14 protein-coding genes are annotated in these 14,697 nt (G+C 66.7%); 2 read left to right on the top strand and 12 right to left on the bottom strand.

The genetic code is table 11. The features are described from left to right. Positions 1-175: 175 nt before the first annotated feature. From FAZ97_RS04420 to FAZ97_RS04365, 12 genes are all read right to left on the bottom strand, one after another. Positions 176-790 carry a DUF4126 domain-containing protein gene (locus FAZ97_RS04420; protein ID WP_042272294.1) on the bottom strand — a complete coding sequence of 205 codons (615 nt, stop codon included), beginning with the start codon at positions 788-790 and terminating at the stop codon, positions 176-178. Between the two features lie 210 nt (positions 791-1,000). Next, positions 1,001-1,321 carry a quaternary ammonium compound efflux SMR transporter SugE gene (gene sugE, locus FAZ97_RS04415; RefSeq protein WP_158757368.1) on the bottom strand — a complete coding sequence of 107 codons (321 nt, stop codon included), beginning with the start codon at positions 1,319-1,321 and terminating at the stop codon, positions 1,001-1,003. 100 nt (positions 1,322-1,421) lie between these two features. Further along, positions 1,422-2,120: a two-component system response regulator KdpE gene (gene kdpE, locus FAZ97_RS04410; protein WP_158757367.1), complete on the bottom strand. Its 699-nt coding sequence runs from the start codon at positions 2,118-2,120 to the stop codon at positions 1,422-1,424. Beyond that, positions 2,113-5,052: a sensor histidine kinase gene (locus tag FAZ97_RS04405; RefSeq protein WP_158757366.1), complete on the bottom strand. Its 2,940-nt coding sequence runs from the start codon at positions 5,050-5,052 to the stop codon at positions 2,113-2,115. The genes kdpE and FAZ97_RS04405 overlap by 8 nt, the downstream gene beginning before the upstream one ends. Before the next feature lie 144 nt (positions 5,053-5,196). Continuing rightward, positions 5,197-5,775: a potassium-transporting ATPase subunit KdpC gene (gene kdpC / locus FAZ97_RS04400; RefSeq protein ID WP_158757365.1), complete on the bottom strand. Its 579-nt coding sequence runs from the start codon at positions 5,773-5,775 to the stop codon at positions 5,197-5,199. A 44-nt stretch (positions 5,776-5,819) separates the two neighbouring features. Then, positions 5,820-7,904: a potassium-transporting ATPase subunit KdpB gene (gene kdpB, locus FAZ97_RS04395; RefSeq protein ID WP_158757364.1), complete on the bottom strand. Its 2,085-nt coding sequence runs from the start codon at positions 7,902-7,904 to the stop codon at positions 5,820-5,822. 32 nt (positions 7,905-7,936) lie between these two features. Continuing rightward, positions 7,937-9,742 carry a potassium-transporting ATPase subunit KdpA gene (gene kdpA / locus FAZ97_RS04390; protein ID WP_158757363.1) on the bottom strand — a complete coding sequence of 602 codons (1,806 nt, stop codon included), beginning with the start codon at positions 9,740-9,742 and terminating at the stop codon, positions 7,937-7,939. Then, positions 9,739-9,831: a K(+)-transporting ATPase subunit F gene (gene kdpF / locus FAZ97_RS04385; protein WP_027819619.1), complete on the bottom strand. Its 93-nt coding sequence runs from the start codon at positions 9,829-9,831 to the stop codon at positions 9,739-9,741. Before kdpF ends, kdpA begins: the two co-directional genes overlap by 4 nt. Further along, a complete protein-coding gene (locus FAZ97_RS04380; RefSeq protein WP_069265305.1) occupies positions 9,828-9,950 on the bottom strand; it encodes a potassium ABC transporter ATPase in 123 nt (40 codons plus the stop codon). Before FAZ97_RS04380 ends, kdpF begins: the two co-directional genes overlap by 4 nt. Before the next feature lie 271 nt (positions 9,951-10,221). After that, positions 10,222-11,196: a quinone oxidoreductase family protein gene (locus FAZ97_RS04375; RefSeq protein ID WP_158757362.1), complete on the bottom strand. Its 975-nt coding sequence runs from the start codon at positions 11,194-11,196 to the stop codon at positions 10,222-10,224. Positions 11,197-11,260: 64 nt separating this feature from the next. Further along, entirely contained in the window at positions 11,261-11,650 is a 390-nt protein-coding gene (locus tag FAZ97_RS04370) for a methylglyoxal synthase (protein WP_133182045.1), read from the bottom strand. A gap of 95 nt (positions 11,651-11,745) precedes the next feature. Beyond that, positions 11,746-12,525: an SDR family oxidoreductase gene (locus FAZ97_RS04365; RefSeq protein ID WP_158757361.1), complete on the bottom strand. Its 780-nt coding sequence runs from the start codon at positions 12,523-12,525 to the stop codon at positions 11,746-11,748. Between the two features lie 351 nt (positions 12,526-12,876). Between FAZ97_RS04365 and upp the strand changes: the two genes are divergently transcribed. Together upp and FAZ97_RS04355 are read left to right on the top strand one after the other, a co-directional pair. Beyond that, on the top strand, positions 12,877-13,527 hold the full coding sequence (gene upp, locus FAZ97_RS04360) for a uracil phosphoribosyltransferase (protein WP_158757360.1): 651 nt from the start codon (positions 12,877-12,879) through the stop codon (positions 13,525-13,527). 385 nt (positions 13,528-13,912) lie between these two features. Continuing rightward, a complete protein-coding gene (locus FAZ97_RS04355) occupies positions 13,913-14,641 on the top strand; it encodes a YebC/PmpR family DNA-binding transcriptional regulator (protein ID WP_112174299.1) in 729 nt (242 codons plus the stop codon). Positions 14,642-14,697: the final 56 nt, after the last annotated feature.

The following is a 14,697-nucleotide window of genomic DNA, read 5'->3' as shown; positions in this document are numbered from 1 at the left end:
AGATGCACGAGATCGGACCAGCGTGGGGTGCTACGCACGGCCACGGGGCCACGTGGGCTGCCCTGGCCGCCGCCGGTTGCACTCGGTGCGCCGGGCGGCTCAGCCTGCACGAAACCCGGGCCGCCTTCGCTGCGCGGAGGCTTTGCGTTCGAAGAAGAAGGAGGCGCGCCGCCGCTCAATCGTGACGACCCCGCAACGAGAGACGCGAAACCATGTGCGTCGCCATGCCGCGAAAACCGCCCTGAACGCCGCGCCACAGGCGTGGCAGCGCCCAGGCCGCGAGCACGAGGAAGGCCACGAGCATGACGAGGAAGAGCAGCGGCACGAAGAACGCGAGCAGCACGCCCACGAAGGTCATGCCGTCTTCGGCGCTCGACGTGACGACGTTCGACACCGGCTCAGGCGAAAGATTGATGAGCGCGCGCGTGCCCGCCTTGGCGAGATGCGCCGTGCCCGCGAGCGTGCCGCCCGCCAGCGCGGCGACGGTCAACAGCGCCGGATCGGCGTGGCCGAGCGCGCCGGCCGCCAGCACGGCCCCGGCCGGAATGCGGATGAAGGTATGCACCGCGTCCCAGAGCGAGTCGAACGCGGGAATCTTGTCGGCGAGGAATTCGAGCACCGTGAGCGCGGCGGCAATGCCGATCACCCAAGGCGAAGCGAGCACGGCGAGCGTGTCGGGCAGGTGAATCAGGCCAAGACGTTGCAAGACGCCGGCCATCAGCACCGTGAGATAGAGGCGCAGGCCGCTGCCCCAGGACAGGCCCGCTGCGAGCGAAAGTGGTTCCAGCATGGCTGCCTCCTCGCGCGGCGCGGCCGGGGCGCCGGCGCTCCACGCGCGAAACGGGAGAGCCCGCGCTGTGCGCACGCGCTCGCCGCTCATGCGGCGCGGAGTGTTATCGGGTTATGACCGTTCCATTATAGCCACGCTCGCTGCGGTGCCGCAGCGGTGTTGCGCGGCCGCGGCATAAGGTCCGCACCGAGTTATGCGCAGCGAATTCGCTCAGGCGGACGAACTAAGCTTGAGGCCGATCAGGCCGAGCACGATCAGCGCGGCGCTTGCCACACGCGCGGCACTCACGGCCTCGCCCATCATGACGATGCCGAACACGAATGCGCCGACCGCGCCGATGCCCGTCCACACCGCATAGGCAGTGCCGAGCGGCAATTGACGCATGGCCATGGCGAGCAGGACAAAGCTGCCCAGCGCCGTGACCACGGTGAACACCGAGGGCCACAGCCGCGTGAATCCTTCGGAAGATTTGAGACCGGCGGCCCACGCCACTTCGAGCAGGCCAGCGATGAGAAGAAGAAACCAGGACATAGGGAACGCTCCATCGAAAAATGGGGCCGTCCCCGATGACAAAAAAAGCTGCAAGGCCGTCCTTACAGAGCTGTAATTATAGCACCAGCACGGTGCAGGCTCATTGCACGCCGACCAGCCGATACCCCACGCCCGTCTCGGTGACGATGTGCTCGGGCTGCGCGGGATCGCGCTCCAATTTCTGCCGCAGATGCGCCATGTAGATCCGCAGGTAATGGCTGCTCTCCACATGCGACGGCCCCCAGACCTCGCGCAGCAGCTGCCTGTGCGTCAGCACGCGCCCGGCGTCGCGCACGAGCGTGGCGAGCAGGCGGTACTCGATAGGTGTGAGATGCACGGGCGCGCCTTCGCGCGTCACCTGGCGCAGCGCCAGGTCGACGTTCACCGCGCCGAAGCTCACCTGCGGCGCCTCGTTCGCCCCGCCGCGGTTGCGCCTGCGCAGCTGCGCCCGGATGCGCGCGAGCAACTCGGACACGCCGAACGGCTTGGTCAGGTAGTCGTCGGCGCCAGCGTCCAGTGCGGCCACCTTCTCGCTTTCCTGGGTGCGCGCCGAAAGCACGATGACGGGCAGATCGCTCCAGCCACGCAGTTCGCGGATCACGTCGAGGCCGTCGGTGTCGGGCAGGCCCAGATCGACGATCACGAGGTCGGGCTTGCGCGTGGCGGCCTCGACGAGGCCCTGCTTGCCAGTCTCGGCGTCGTGCACGACGATGCCCTCGCCCTCGAGCGTTGCGCGCACGAATCGGCGAATCTGTTTTTCGTCTTCGATCAGGACAACGGCGATGCTCGGGTCACTCATTTGCGGGTTTGGGATCGACGGTTTTTTCGGGGGCGGCCATTCGTGGTGCCGATTCGCCGCTGACGGGCTCAGTCGTACTCGCGCGTTGCGCGTCGCCGGACGAATCAAGCGGATCTAGCGGTTCGAGCGTTTCATGCATCTCAGATGCATCGGTCACATCGGCGGGCAGCGGCGGCGGCGACTCCACAGGCAGCGCAAACCAGAACGTCGCGCCTTCCACTTGACCATCGGCAGCGACGCGATTCGCCGCGCCGATTGTACCCCCGTGCGCCTCCACGATCGCCCGGCAGATAGCGAGTCCGAGCCCGATGCCGGGCTTGGCCGACTCCTTCTCGCCGCGCGTGAACTTCTCGAACACGCGCTCGCCCATACCGGGCGGCAAACCCGGCCCGTTGTCCTCGATGGAAACGCGCACGAACGGCTGGCCGCCCTCCTCCACGCGGCGCGCCGCGATGGTGAGCGGCGTGTCGGCGGGCGTGTACTTGGCCGCGTTCTCCAGCAGGTTCGAAAAGAGCCGCTCCATCAGCACGGCGTCGAGCTGCAGCAGCGGCAAGCCCTCCTCCAGCTTCACCCGCACCGGGTGCCGCGCCAGCACGCGTCGGCAAGCGGCGAGCGCCGCGCCCACGGTTTCTTCGAGCAGCGTCCATTGTCGATTGAGCTTGAGGCTACCGGCTTGCAGCCGCGCCATGTCGAGCAGGTTCGTGACGATGCCCGTCATGCGCAGCGCCTCGTCGTGAATCGCCTCGATCAGCTCGCCCGAGCGCGGATCGTGCGCATCCTCGGGCTCATGCGTTTGCGCGAGCATCGACGAGAAGCCGACGATCGCCGTGAGCGGCGTGCGCAAATCGTGCGAGATGGCCGAGAGCAGCGAGTTGCGCAGCCGCTCCGACTCCATGTTGACGAGCGCGTCGCGCGCGATGTCCACGTAGTGCACGCGCTCGAGCGCGAGCGCGATCTGCGCGGCGAACGCGTCGAGCATGCGCTGCTGCTCGGGCACCTGCAGCTCGCGCGCGTCGCGCGTCACGACCGCGAGCACGCCGCGCGTGCGCATCGGCGCCTTGAGCGGCAAGTAGCGCGCAGCCGCGGCCGGCAGCGTGTCGGTGCCGTGGCCCGCGGGCTTTTGCTGGTCGTACACCCACTGGCCCACGTCGATGTCGAGGTTTGCGGCGTCGAGCATGATCTTCGGATCGGGCTCCTCGATCTTCTGCTGCACCTTGTCGGCGCTATCGGGCAACAGCAGCGCCACGCGCGCGCCGAACACCTCGCTCACGTGACGACTGCCGATCGCCACGATCTGCTCCGTAGTAAGCGCCGCGGCCAGCTCGCGCGCCATCGCATACATCGCCCCCGTGCGCTGCTCGCGCCGCTGCGCGACGCTTGCCTCGCGGCGCAGGCTAGACGTGAGATGGCTGATGACGAGCGACGTGAGCAGCATGCCGACGAAGGTCAGCAGATATTGCGTGTCGCTGACGGAGAACGACATGCGCGGCGGCACGAAGAAAAAGTCGTACGCCGCCACGCTCGCGAACGACAGCATGACGCCCGGCCCGCGCCCGAGCTTCGTCGCCGCGAAGATCACGCCGAGCAGGTACAGCATGACGAGATTCGCGAGGTCGATGCGATCGATCAGCTGGTTCGCGATGAGCGTCACGCACGCGCAGATCACGAGCGCGGCCGCATACGCGCGCGGCGGCGAGCGCTCGGCCCCGCCCGCCGCGAGCGCCTCGCGCCATGCATTGGCGGCGCGCGTTGCGGCGCTGACCGCGCCGGCCTCGCTGCCGGAGCGCACCGCGTCGCCCGCGCTCGCGCGCACGAGCGTGAGATCGACGTCGCCGGCCTTTTCGGCCAGACGCTCGCCGAACGGGCGCTTCACCCAGCGCGAAAAGCCCGTGCGCAACGAGCCGCCCGCCACGAGCTTCGACACATTGCGCAGCCGCGCATAGCCGACGAGTGTCGTCGCGGCGTCCTCGCCCGCGAGCGTGGCCGTTTCGGCGCCGAGCTCGGAGGCAAGCTTGAGCGCGCCGAGTGTGCGCTCGCGCGTGGCATCGGGCAGGCGCTGGAGCTTCGGCGTTTCCACATACACGGCGATCCAGTCGGCCTTCAGGCTCGCGGCAAGCCGCGCGGCGGCGCGCACCAGCGCGTTCGCCTCGGGCCCCGGCCCCACGCAGACGACCAGCCGCTCGCGCGCCTGCCAGACATGCTGGATCGAGCGGTCGGCGCGATACTCGCGCATTTGCGCGTCGACACGGTCGGCCGTGCGGCGCAGCGCCAGCTCGCGCAGCGCGATCAGGTTGCCCTTGCGAAAGAAGTTGCGCACCGCGCGCTCGGCCTGCGCCGGCATGTAGACCTTGCCGTCGCGCATGCGGTCGAGCAGTTCTTCGGCGGGCAGGTCGACGAGCGTGACTTCGTCGGCGCGGTCGAACACGCGGTCGGGCACGGTCTCCCACACGCGAATGCCCGCGATCTGCCCGACCACGTCGTTGAGGCTTTCGAGGTGCTGCACATTGACGGTCGTGTAGACGTCGATGCCCGCGTCAAGCAGTTCGTACACGTCCTGCCAGCGCTTCATGTGACGCGCGCCGGCCACGTTCGAATGCGCGAGTTCGTCGACGAGCACGAGTTGCGGTTTGCGCTCGAGCGCGGCGTCGAGATCGAATTCTTCGAGCAGACGCCCGCGATAGGCAATGCGCTGGCGCGGCATGACGTCGAGGCCGGCGGTGAGCGCGGCGGTCTCGCTGCGGCCATGCGTCTCGACGATGCCGACCACCACGTCCACGCCTTCCTCGGCGCGGCGGCGCGCGGCCTGCAGCATTGCATAGGTCTTGCCGACGCCTGCCGATGCGCCGAAAAAAATCTTCAGCTTGCCGCGGCGGCGTTTTTCTTCGTCGCGCTGCAGCCGGTCGAGCAGTTCGTCGGGATCGGGGCGGTTCATGCGGAAGCCGGAATGGAATTCACGTGGATTGACATCTGGGTTGCACCGGAAGCACGAAAGATCGTCTCACCGTGGCGCGGAAATGGCAAACCGCACGCTCGACGCGCAAGGCGTCGAGCGTGCGTTGCGACGTGACGTTCTCGCTCAGCTAACCGCTTTGCCGTCGAGCGCGAGGTTCAGTTCGAGCACGTTCACACGCGGCTCGCCAAACAGGCCGAACTGACGGCCCTTCGTGTGGCGATCCACGAGCGCCTGCACGTCGTTGGCGCTCATGTGGCGCGCCTGCGCCACGCGCGCCACCTGGTACGCGGCGGCAGCCGGCGAGATTTCCGGATCGAGGCCGCTGCCCGAGGACGTCACGAGATCGACGGGAATGGGCTGCGAGACGTCGGTGCCCGCGGCCTTCAAGGCGTCGATGCGGCCTTTGAGCTCGTCGGCGAGCGCCGGGTTGGTCGGCCCGAGGTTCGAGGCGCCCGACCCCGTCGGGTTGTACGGCATGGGCGACGTAGCCGAGAGACGGCCCCAGAAGTACTGGGGCGCATCGAACTGCTGGCCGATGAGCGCGCTGCCCACCACCTTGCCGTCGACTTCGATGAGGCTGCCGTTAGCCTGGCGGTGGAACGCGGCCTGGCCGAACGCGGTCATCACGGCCGGATACACGAGGCCGGTGATGACCGTCAGCACGGCGAAGATCACGATCAGAGGACGAAACTGCGATTTCATTTTGGCTTCCTATGTATCTATCCGTGTGTGGCTTTCTGCGCGGCTCAGACCCAGCCGAACGCGGCGAGCACCATGTCGATCAGCTTGATGCACGGGAACGGCAGGAGGATGCCGCCGAGGCCGTAGATCAACAGATTGCGGCGCAGCAGCGTCGCGGCGCCGAGCGGCCGGTATTTCACGCCCTTGAGCGCGAGCGGAATCAGCATCACGATGATCAGCGCGTTGAAGATCACCGCCGAGAGGATCGCCGACGAGGGCGACGTCAGGTGCATGACGTCGAGCACGCGCAGTTGCGGATACGTCGAAGCGAACGCCGCCGGAATGATCGCGAAGTACTTCGCGACGTCGTTGGCGATCGAGAACGTCGTGAGCGAGCCGCGCGTCATGAGCATCTGCTTGCCGATCTCGACGATCTCGATGAGCTTGGTCGGGTTCGAGTCGAGGTCGACCATGTTGCCCGCTTCCTTCGCGGCCTGGGTGCCCGTGTTCATCGCCACGGCCACGTCGGCCTGCGCGAGCGCCGGAGCGTCGTTGGTGCCGTCGCCCGTCATCGCCACGAGCTTGCCCTGCGCCTGGTGCTCGCGGATCGTCGCGAGTTTGGTTTCGGGCGTGGCCTGCGCGAGGAAATCGTCCACGCCGGCTTCGGCAGCAATCGCGGCGGCGGTCAGGCGGTTGTCGCCCGTCACCATCACGGTCTTGATGCCCATCTTGCGCAGCTCGGCGAAACGCTCCTTGATGCCGCCCTTCACCACGTCCTTCAGCTCGATCACGCCGAGCACGCGTGCGGCGCCGTCATGCATTTCCGCCACCACGAGCGGCGTGCTGCCACGGCGCGCCACGTCGTCCACGGCGTTGTCGACTTCGGCGGGGAAGCGGCCGCCGTGGGCTTCGACGTAGTGCTTCACGGCGTCGGCGGCGCCTTTGCGGATTTCGCGGCCCGGCATGTCCACGCCGCTCATGCGCGTTTGCGCGCTGAACGCGAGGAACACGGCGTGCAGCGAATGCATGTCGCGCTGGCGAATGTTGAAGCGCTGCTTCGCGAGCACGACGATGCTGCGGCCTTCCGGCGTTTCGTCGGCGAGCGACGACAGTTGCGCGGCGTCCGCGAGCGCTTCTTCGGTCACGCCCGGCGCGGGCACGAACATCGAAGCCTGCCGGTTGCCGAGCGTGATCGTGCCGGTCTTGTCGAGCAGCAGCACGTCCACGTCGCCTGCGGCTTCCACCGCGCGGCCCGAAGTCGCGATTACGTTGGCCTGCATCATGCGGCTCATACCGGCCACGCCAATTGCGGAAAGCAGACCGCCGATGGTCGTCGGAATCAGGCAGACAAGCAGCGCCACGAGCGCCGTGATCGTGACCACGTGGCCCATCTTCGCGGCTTCGACCGAGAACATCGAGAACGGCAAGAGCGTCGCCGTGGCAAGCAGGAGCACGATGGACAGCGCGACGAGCAGGATCGTGAGCGCGATTTCGTTGGGCGTCTTCTGGCGCTTCGCGCCTTCGACCATCGCGATCATGCGGTCGAGAAAGGCCTCACCCGGATTCGCCGTGACGCGCACGACGATCCAGTCGGACAGCACGCGCGTGCCGCCCGTCACCGAGGAAAAGTCGCCGCCCGACTCGCGGATCACAGGCGCCGATTCGCCCGTAATGGCCGACTCGTCCACCGATGCCACGCCTTCGATCACTTCGCCGTCGGCCGGGATCGTGTCGCCGGTTTCGACCAGCACCACGTCGCCGCGGCGCAGGTCGGACGCCGTCATGATGCGGATCGGCGCCTTCGGATGCGGCTCGTTGAGCTTTTTGGCCATCACGTCTTTCTTGGCCTGGCGCAGCGATGCGGCCTGCGCCTTCGAGCGCCCTTCGGCGAGCGCTTCCGCGAAGTTCGCGAACAGCACCGTGAACCACAGCCACAGCGCGACCGCGAGGATAAAGCCTGCGGGCGCTTCGGCCTGGCCCATGAGCGCCGCGACCCAGAGGATCGTCGTGAGCACGCTGCCCACGTAGACGCAGAACATCACCGGATTGCGCAACTGCGTGCGCGGGTTAAGTTTTCTGAACGAGTCCACGATAGCCGGACGCACCAGCGCCGGATCGAACATGGACCGAGTTGCACTATGCTGATTCATTTTCGTTTCGCTCATGTTGCGAAGGCCCCCGTTCAATGCACGCCCATCATGATCAGATGCTCGACGCCGGGACCGAGCGCGAGCGCGGGCACATAGGTGAGCGCGCCAACCAGCAGCACCGTGCCGAGCAGCAGCACGACGAAGAGCGGGCCGTGCGTCGGCAGCGTGCCGCCCGTCACCGCAATGCGCTTCTTGCTCGCCAGCGACCCCGCGATGGCCAGCACCGGGACGATCGTGCCGAAGCGGCCGAACCACATCGCGATCGCGAGCAGCCAGTTATAGAACGGCGTGTTCACGGTTAGGCCGGCGAATGCGCTGCCGTTGTTGTTGGCCGCCGAACTGAACGCATACAGGATCTCGGAGAAGCCATGCGCGCCCGGATTGGCGATGCCGGCCTTGCCCGCGTCGGAAAGCACGGCGATCGACGTGCCGAGCAGCACGAGCAGCGGCGTGAGCAGCACGACGATCGACACCATCTTCATCTCGAACGACTCGATCTTCTTGCCGACGTATTCCGGCGTGCGGCCGATCATGAGTCCGGCCACGAAGACCGCGAGCAGCGCGAACACAAGCATGCCGTAGAGACCTGAACCGACCCCGCCGAAGATCACCTCGCCGAGCTGGATGAAGAGCATCGGGACGAGGCCGCCGAGCGGCGTAAGCGAGTCGTGCGCCGCATTCACGGCGCCGCACGAGGCCGCCGTGGTGGCGACGACGAAGATGCCCGTTTGCGCGATGCCAAAGCGCGTTTCCTTGCCTTCCATGTTGCCGCCCGCCTGCAGCGCGCTGGCGTGCTGGTCGACGTTGAGCGACGTGAACATCGGATTGCCCGCCTGCTCGGCGGACAACACGCCGCCCACGGCCACGGCGAACGCCACCGTCATCACCGCGAGCACGGCCACACCCTGCCGGCGGTCACCCACCACGTTGCCGAACACGAGACACAGTGCGGCCGGAATGATCAGGATCGCCAACATTTCGATCAGGTTCGAGACTGGCGTGGGGTTCTCGTACGGATGCGCCGAGTTCGCATTGAAGAAGCCCCCGCCGTTGGTGCCGAGCATCTTGATCGCGACCTGCGAAGCGACCGGGCCCATGGCGAGCGTTTGCGACGTGACCTTCGTGTTGACCGTTTCAGGATTGCCCTTCGCGTCCTTCACGGGGTTGCCCTGGGCGTCGAGCTTCGGCGCGGCGTAGGTCGTGGTTTGCAGCACCGGCACGTCCTGATACGCCTTGAAGTTCTGGATCATGCCCTGGCTCATCAGGAGCGCGGCGATGATCGCCGCCATCGGCACGAGGATGTAAAGCGTCGTGCGCGTGAGGTCGACCCAGAAGTTGCCGATGGTCTGCACCGAGTGGCGTGCAAAGCCGCGAATCAGCGCGATCACGACCACGATGCCCGTCGCTGCCGAAAGGAAGTTCTGCACGGTGAGACCGAGCATCTGCGTCAGATAGCTGACCGTTTGCTCGGGCGTGTAGTCCTGCCAGTTGGTGTTGGTGACGAAGCTCACGGCCGTGTTGAACGCGCCGTCCACGGTCATCGGGCCGAACTGTTGCGGGTTGCCAGGCAGCCAGCCCTGAATACGCAGCAGCACGTAAAGAAAGCCCACGCCGAGCACGTTGAACGAGATGGTGGCGAGCGCATAGCGCTTCCAGTTCATCTCGGACTGCGGATCGACGCCTGCGATGCGATAAAGCAGGTTTTCGAGCGGCGCAAAGAGCCGCACGACGCGAGAACGCCCGTCGAGCACGCGCGTCATGTAGCCTGAGACAGGCACCGCGAGCGCGAGCAGGATGACGAGGAAGAGCCCCGCCTGGAGCAAAGTGTTGGCGTTCATTCGATATCCTCCGCGCGCAGCAGCGCATGGACGAGATAAACGAACAGCAACAGCGTTGCCGCCCCCGATAGCCAGAAGATCCAGGTCATGGGCGCACCCCCTTCGCACCTTGATCGCGGCGGTACTGCATCAGCTTCTCGCAGCCCGCGATCAACGCGTATGTGAGCGCGGCGAAAACCACCAGCCCCCCGATATACAGCACATCCATTGTCGTGTTCTCCATTCGCGGATGACGGATGGCTGAAAGTTACCCGCTACGGCATTAAATCCGGATCAAAGGTTTTGGCGCGCGTATAAAAAACGCGTAAACGCGGGAGCGAAACTGCGCGGAGGCGGCGGCGGAAAGAAAAAAGGCGCGCAACATTGGCGTTGCGCGCCTTTTGGGTCTCCATGACTCAGTGATGGAGCGTAAAGGTCGAATCAATACGGCGGCGCGGGTGGCATGGCCCCTGCGGCGCGGCAGTGCATCAATATCGACGTCACGGGATCAGAACGGTCGAACCCGTGGTCTTGCGCGCTTCGAGATCGGCGTGTGCCTGGCCGACGTCCTTGAGCGCATAGCGCTGGTTGATCGACGTCTTGACCTTGCCCGAAGCGACCACGTCGAACAGTTCCGCGGACATCGCTTCGTAGTCGGCACGCTTCGCGATATAGGTAAAGAGTGTCGGGCGCGTGAAAAAGAGCGAGCCGCGCCCCGCGAACTCCGACGAGTCGATCGGCGGCAGCGGCCCCGACGCATTGCCGAAGCTCACGAACATGCCGAGCGGCGCGAGGCAATCGAGCGATTTCGTGTAGGTGTCCTTGCCGATCGAGTCGTACACCACAGGCACGCCCGCGCCGTTCGTGATCTCGCGCACGCGCGCCGTGAAGTCCTCGCGCGTGTAGACGATCGGATGGTCGCACCCGTGCGCTTTCGCGATCGCGGCTTTTTCGTCCGAGCCCACGGTGCCGATCACGGTCGCGCCCAGCGCCTTCGCCCACTGGCACACGAGCAGGCCCACGCCGCCGGCCGCCGCCTGAATGAGGATCGTGTCGCCGGCCTTCACGCGGTACGTGCGGCGCAGCAGGTATTGCGCCGTGAGGCCCTGCAGCATGATCGAGGCCGCCGCTTCGTCGCTGATCGCGTCGGGCAGCTTGATCACCTGGTCGGCGCGCAGCACGCGCTCCTGCGCGTAGGCGCCGGGCGGGCGCGCGACATACGCCACGCGGTCGCCCACCTTCAGCGCGCTCACGCCTCTACCCACCGCCGTCACCTCGCCGGCCGCCTCCATGCCGAGCCCGGCGGGCAGCGGCTGCGGATAAAGCCCGGTGCGGAAGTACACGTCGATGTAATTGAGGCCGCACGCGCTCTGGCGCAAACGCACCTCGCCCTCGCCCGGCTCGCCCACGTCGACGTCCACCCACTTCATCACTTCGGGGCCGCCGGTTTTGTCGTATCGGATTGCCTTGGTCATCACGTCTCCTTGGTGTTGTCCTGGCTATTGGCTACCTGCATGGCGCATCGCGCCCGCGCGCGCTTCAGGCCGCGTTTTTCTGGCGCAGCGTGAGCACGTCGAGCAGCATGCGCGCCGTCGAAATATTCGTCGCGCACGGCACGTCGTGCACGTCGCACGCGCGCACGAGCGCGTTGATGTCGGGCTCGTGCGGCTGCGGCGTCATCGGGTCGCGCAGGAAGATCACGATGTCGACGTTGCCTTCCGCAAGCCGCGCGCCGATCTGCAGGTCGCCGCCGTGCGGGCCCGACAGCATGCGCTCGACGTTGACACCCGTCGCGGCCTCGATGCGCGAGCCGGTCGTGCCGGTCGCGATGATCTCGCAGTGGCGCAGCGTATCGACGTACTCAGTCGCCAGTTTGACGATGTCGTCCTTCTTGTGGTCGTGCGCGATCAGTGCGACGCGGGTTGGCATGGCGTAAGTCTCCTTGACGTGGGGTTTGCGTGCTTGATAGCCGTGATGCGTGTTTTCATGCGGCGCGAGGGCGCCGCGTCTGCCCAGATGCTGACTCAATAAGTGCCCGGATAAGCCCCGCCGTCGATCAGCCAGTTCTGCCCGGTGATATAGCCCGCGTGCACGCTGCACAGGAACGCGCAGGCGCGCCCGAATTCGTCGGACGTACCGAAACGTCCGGCCGGAATCGCCTTCATGCGGCGCGCGCGCGCTTCTTCTTCAGAAATATGGCTCGCCTTCGCCTGCGCGACGATGGTGGCCTGGATGCGGTCGGTGTCGAACGCGCCCGGCAGCAGGCTGTTGATCGTGACGCCGGTGGCCGCGACCTGGCGCGCCACGCCCGCGACGAAGCCGGTAAGCCCCGAGCGCGCGCCGTTCGAGAGGCCGAGCACGTCGATCGGCGCCTTCACCGAGGAGCTCGTGATGTTGACGATGCGCCCGAAGCCGCGCGCGATCATGGCGTCGATGGTGGACTGGATCAGCGCGATCGGCGTGAGCATGTTCGCTTCGAGCGCCGCGATCCACGCTTCATGCGTGTAGGTGCGGAAGTCGCCCGGCGGCGGGCCGCCCGCATTGTTCACGAGGATATCCGGCGACGGGCAAGCGGCGAGCGCGGCGGCGCGCCCCGCTTCCGTGGTGATGTCGCAAGCCACGGCCTTGACGTCGACGCCCGTGCTCTTGCGGATATGCGCGGCGGTTTCCTCGAGCGTCTGCGCGGTGCGCGCGACGATCGTCACGTTGACGCCTTCGGCGGCGAGCGCCTCGGCGCAGCCGCGCCCCAGTCCCTTGCTGGCCGCGCATACCAGCGCGTTGCGTCCTGCGATGCCCATGTCCATTGTTTTCGTGTCCTTTTTGCGTGGATGACCGTCCTGTGACAGGGCGGACGCGGCCAGACCTTGCGCCGCCCCGCCCTGCGACCTTTTTGGGATTCTAGAAGAATCGGGCGCGGCGCGTGGAAGGCCGATGGCGGCGAGGCGCGGCAGCCGTGCCCGAAAGGGCGTCGCAACGCGCCATGCGCGTGCCGGTGAGCGCGTGCTTACCGTATACTTGCGGCTGTAGCGCGGCCCGGCGCCTTCGCACGCCACGAGCGCTCGCCGCAACCGTACAACCCGGGCACGCCGCTTCGGGTTCGCGCGGCAGCGGCACGACCGATTCCCCGATTCCCTTGCAGCCTTGTGCGCCCCGCCATGAAACAGGACAGCCGTTTCCCGAATCTCTTCATCCTCGATCACCCGCTAATCCAGCACAAGCTCACGCATATGCGCGACAAGGACACGTCCACGCGCACGTTCCGCGAGCTGCTGCGCGAGATCACGCTGCTGATGGGCTATGAAATCACGCGCGACCTGCCGGTCGCGTCGCGCCGCGTGAAGACGCCGCTCGTCGAAGTCGATGCGCCCGTGATCGCGGGCAAGAAACTCGCCATCGTGCCCGTGCTGCGTGCGGGCGTGGGCATGTCGGACGGCCTGCTCGAACTGGTGCCCTCCGCGCGTGTCGGCCATATCGGCGTGTACCGTGCCGACGACCACCGCCCGGTCGAATATCTCGTGCGCCTGCCCGACCTCGAGGACCGCACCTTCATCCTGTGCGATCCGATGGTCGCGACCGGCTATTCGGCGGCGCACGCGATCGACGTGCTCAAGCGCCGTGGCGTGCCCGGCGAGCGCATTCTGTTCCTCGCGCTGGTGGCCGCCCCTGAGGGCGTCGACGTGTTCCAGAAGGCGCATCCGGACGTGAAGCTCTACGTGGCTTCGCTCGACTCGCATCTGAACGAGCACGCCTACATCATTCCGGGTCTCGGCGACGCCGGCGACCGGCTCTTCGGCACGAAGAACTAAACTCAGCACCGCCGTTGCATAGGGGCGGGCGGCAGGACTGGCCGCCCTCGCCCCTTCCCCGTCTCGTGCGGGCACACCCGATCCCGCCCCAATGTGTCCTCCCCGGCCAGCGCAACCTGCCATCGCCTGGCGCCTCGTCACGTGGGCAGGCGAAGCCGGACGGTCCCGGCGTGATAAAATTCAGATCCACCTGAACGGGCGCTGCGTCCCGTCCTGCCGGCACATCCCGCCGCGCAGGCTTTACGCGAGAAGTGCGAGCGGTACGAGAGGCGCGAAGCATCACGCGCTCCGTACGGGCGCCGCACGAAGACCGCGCCCGGGAACATCGCAGCGACAACAGCACATTGCACACTGCACGCGCACGGCGCGTGAGACGGAGAAAGGTATGGCGGGTCATTCGAAATGGGCCAACATCAAGCACAAGAAGGCTGCTGCTGACGCGAAGCGCGGCAAGGTCTGGACGCGGCTCATCAAGGAAATCCAGGTCGCGGCGCGCATGGGCGGCGGCGATGCCGACACGAACCCGCGCCTGCGTCTGGCCGTCGACAAGGCGTACGACGCCAACATGCCCAAGGACAACATCAACCGCGCCATCCAGCGCGGCGTGGGCGGCGTCGATGGCGCGAACTACGAGGAAATCCGCTACGAAGGCTACGGCATCGGCGGTGCGGCCGTCATCGTCGACACGATGACCGACAACCGCACCCGCACGGTCGCGGAAGTGCGCCACGCGTTCTCGAAGTTCGGCGGCAACATGGGCACGGACGGCTCGGTGGCGTTCATGTTCGATCACGTCGGCCAGTTCGTGTTCGCGCCGGGCACGCCCGAAGACGAACTCATGAACGCCGCGCTCGAAGCGGGCGCCGACGACGTCGTGACGAACGAAGACGGTTCGATCGAAGTGGTCTGCCCGCCGTTCGACTTCACGAAGGTGAAGACCGCGCTCGAAGCCGCGGGCTTCAAGGCGGAAATGGCCGAAGTCACGATGAAGCCGCAGAACGAGGTCGAATTCACGGGCGACGACGCCGTGAAAATGCAAAAGCTGCTCGACGCCCTCGAAAACCTGGACGACGTCCAGGACGTGTACACCAACGCGTCGATCGCCGAGGAGTAAGGCATCGGCCCGGGAGGCCCCGGCTTGTGACACGCCTCCCGCATGCGATTTTCACG

The sequence above is a fragment of the Paraburkholderia acidiphila genome, from assembly GCF_009789655.1.
GTDB lineage: Bacteria > Pseudomonadota > Gammaproteobacteria > Burkholderiales > Burkholderiaceae > Paraburkholderia > Paraburkholderia acidiphila.
Note: the sequence above shows the minus strand (reverse complement) of the source record. Positions and strands in the feature narration are given on the sequence as shown.

What these genes read in the sequence shown, in the direction of transcription:
- FAZ97_RS04375 (WP_158757362.1), bottom strand. Translation starts at nt 11,196, where the DNA reads ATGACCAAGGCAATCCGATACGACAAAACCGGCGGCCCCGAAGTGATG.
- kdpA (WP_158757363.1), bottom strand. Translation starts at nt 9,742, where the DNA reads ATGAACGCCAACACTTTGCTCCAGGCGGGGCTCTTCCTCGTCATCCTG.
- FAZ97_RS04420 (WP_042272294.1), bottom strand. Translation starts at nt 790, where the DNA reads ATGCTGGAACCACTTTCGCTCGCAGCGGGCCTGTCCTGGGGCAGCGGC.
- sugE (WP_158757368.1), bottom strand. Translation starts at nt 1,321, where the DNA reads ATGTCCTGGTTTCTTCTTCTCATCGCTGGCCTGCTCGAAGTGGCGTGG.
- FAZ97_RS04355 (WP_112174299.1), top strand. Translation starts at nt 13,913, where the DNA reads ATGGCGGGTCATTCGAAATGGGCCAACATCAAGCACAAGAAGGCTGCT.
- kdpC (WP_158757365.1), bottom strand. Translation starts at nt 5,775, where the DNA reads ATGAAATCGCAGTTTCGTCCTCTGATCGTGATCTTCGCCGTGCTGACG.
- FAZ97_RS04405 (WP_158757366.1), bottom strand. Translation starts at nt 5,052, where the DNA reads ATGAACCGCCCCGATCCCGACGAACTGCTCGACCGGCTGCAGCGCGAC.
- kdpB (WP_158757364.1), bottom strand. Translation starts at nt 7,904, where the DNA reads ATGAATCAGCATAGTGCAACTCGGTCCATGTTCGATCCGGCGCTGGTG.
- FAZ97_RS04370 (WP_133182045.1), bottom strand. Translation starts at nt 11,650, where the DNA reads ATGCCAACCCGCGTCGCACTGATCGCGCACGACCACAAGAAGGACGAC.
- FAZ97_RS04365 (WP_158757361.1), bottom strand. Translation starts at nt 12,525, where the DNA reads ATGGACATGGGCATCGCAGGACGCAACGCGCTGGTATGCGCGGCCAGC.
- kdpF (WP_027819619.1), bottom strand. Translation starts at nt 9,831, where the DNA reads ATGACCTGGATCTTCTGGCTATCGGGGGCGGCAACGCTGTTGCTGTTC.
- kdpE (WP_158757367.1), bottom strand. Translation starts at nt 2,120, where the DNA reads ATGAGTGACCCGAGCATCGCCGTTGTCCTGATCGAAGACGAAAAACAG.
- upp (WP_158757360.1), top strand. Translation starts at nt 12,877, where the DNA reads ATGAAACAGGACAGCCGTTTCCCGAATCTCTTCATCCTCGATCACCCG.
- FAZ97_RS04380 (WP_069265305.1), bottom strand. Translation starts at nt 9,950, where the DNA reads ATGGATGTGCTGTATATCGGGGGGCTGGTGGTTTTCGCCGCGCTCACA.